Source organism: Dietzia sp. DQ12-76 (genome assembly GCF_014145045.1).
GTDB lineage: Bacteria > Actinomycetota > Actinomycetes > Mycobacteriales > Mycobacteriaceae > Dietzia.
Genome location: NZ_JAALDV010000031.1, coordinates 1 through 2,500, shown reverse-complemented (window position 1 = coordinate 2,500; position 2,500 = coordinate 1). Strand labels below are relative to the sequence as shown.

Here is a 2,500-nt window from a genome sequence, read left to right as displayed (position 1 = left end):
ATGAGCCTGCGAGTTAGTGGTATGTCGCGAGGTTAACCCGTGTGGGGAAGCCGTAGCGAAAGCGAGTCCTAATAGGGCGATCGTAGTGGCATGCTCTAGACCCGAAGCGGAGTGATCTACCCATGGCCAGTGTGAAGCGACGGTAAGACGTCGTGGAGGCGCGAACCCACTTAGGTTGAAAACTGAGGGGATGAGTTGTGGGTAGGGGTGAAAGGCCAATCAAACTCCGTGATAGCTGGTTCTCCCCGAAATGCATTTAGGTGCAGCGTCGCATGTTTCACCTCGGAGGTAGAGCTACTGGATGGCCGATGGGCCCTACAAGGTTACTGACGTCAGCCAAACTCCGAATGCCGAGGTGTGAGAGTGTGGCAGTGAGACTGTGGGGGATAAGCTTCATAGTCGAGAGGGAAACAGCCCAGATCGCCGGCTAAGGCCCCTAAGCGTGTACTAAGTGGAAAAGGATGTGGGATCGCTGAGACAGCCAGGAGGTTGGCTTAGAAGCAGCCACCCTTGAAAGAGTGCGTAATAGCTCACTGGTCAAGTGGTCCTGCGCCGACAATTTAGCGGGGCTCAAGTACACCGCCGAAGCCGCGGCACTCACACGAGAACCTCCTCCGGGCAGGTGTGTGGGTGGGTAGGGGAGCGTCGTGTGGCCATAGAAGCGTCGGAGTGATCCAGGCGTGGAGGCCACACGAGTGAGAATGCAGGCATGAGTAGCGAATGACGAGTGAGAAACTCGTCCGCCGAATGATCAAGGGTTCCTGGGTCAAGCTAATCTGCCCAGGGTGAGTCGGGACCTAAGGCGAGGCCGACAGGCGTAGTCGATGGACAACGGGTTGATATTCCCGTACCCGTGTATGCGCGCCCATGGTGAATCAGTGATACTAACCGCCCTGAACGTCCTGGAGCATCCTTCGGGATGACGTGGACTGGATGCGCGGGACCTGATCTGGTAGTAGCCAAGCGATGGGGTGACGCAGGAAGGTAGCTGGGCCAGTCAGTGGTTGTACTGGTGTAAGAGTGTAGGCCGTGACATAGGCAAATCCGTGTCACATGAAGGCTGAGACTTGATGCGTACCCGTTGTGGGGAATTCAGTGATCCTATGCTGCCGAGAAAAGCCTCTAGTGAGTTCATACACGGCCCGTACCCCAAACCGACACAGGTGATCAGGTAGAGAATACCAAGGCGATCGAGAGAACTGTGGTTAAGGAACTCGGCAAAATACCCCCGTAACTTCGGGAGAAGGGGGGCCATGCCCGGTGAACACCCTCGCGGTGGGAGCTGGGTGTGGTCGCAGAGACCAGAGAGAAGCGACTGTTTACTAAAAACACAGGTCCGTGCGAAGACGTAAGTCGATGTATACGGACTGACGCCTGCCCGGTGCTGGAAGGTTAAGAGGACCGGTTAGCCGCAAGGCGAAGCTGAGAATTTAAGCCCCAGTAAACGGCGGTGGTAACTATAACCATCCTAAGGTAGCGAAATTCCTTGTCGGGTAAGTTCCGACCTGCACGAATGGCGTAACGACTTCTCTGCTGTCTCGACCACAGACTCGGCGAAATTGCATTACGAGTAAAGATGCTCGTTACGCGCGGCAGGACGAAAAGACCCCGGGACCTTTACTATAGCTTGGTATTGGCGTTCGATTCGGTTTGTGTAGGATAGGTGGGAGACTGTGAAGCATGCACGCCAGTGTGTGTGGAGTCGTTGTTGAAATACCACTCTGATCGTATTGGACGTCTAACCTCGGCCCATGATCTGGGTTAGGGACAGTGCCTGGTGGGTAGTTTAACTGGGGCGGTTGCCTCCCAAAGAGTAACGGAGGCGCCCAAAGGTTCCCTCAGCCTGGATGGCAATCAGGTGTTGAGTGCAAGTGCACAAGGGAGCTTGACTGTGAGACTGACACGTCGAGCAGGGACGAAAGTCGGGACTAGTGATCCGGCACCGGCAAGTGGAAGCGGTGTCGCTCAACGGATAAAAGGTACCCCGGGGATAACAGGCTGATCTTCCCCAAGAGTCCATATCGACGGGATGGTTTGGCACCTCGATGTCGGCTCGTCGCATCCTGGGGCTGGAGTAGGTCCCAAGGGTTGGGCTGTTCGCCCATTAAAGCGGCACGCGAGCTGGGTTTAGAACGTCGTGAGACAGTTCGGTCTCTATCCGCCGCGCGCGTAAGAAACTTGAGGAAGGCTGTCCCTAGTACGAGAGGACCGGGACGGACGAACCTCTGGTGTGCCAGTTGTTCCACCAGGAGCATCGCTGGTTAGCTACGTTCGGAAGGGATAACCGCTGAAAGCATCTAAGCGGGAAGCCTGTTCCAAGATGAGGTTTCTCACCACCTTGCGTGGTTAAGGCCCCCCACAGACCATGGGGTTGATAGGCCGGAACTGGAAGCGCAGCAATGCGTGGAGGTGACCGGTACTAATCGGCCGAGGGCTTACACACACTCAAGCCAAAAGAATCGCACCGCGTCCACTGTGCAGTATCTGAAACAACACACCC

The 2,500-nt window shown here is 56.0% G+C and carries 1 rRNA gene (cut by a window edge); it reads left to right on the top strand.

Going from position 1 to position 2,500, the window contains the following annotated elements:
• Nucleotides 1–2,443, top strand: a 23S ribosomal RNA gene (locus tag G6019_RS01570) (it extends 656 nt beyond the left edge of the window).
• Nucleotides 2,444–2,500 lie beyond the last annotated feature (57 nt).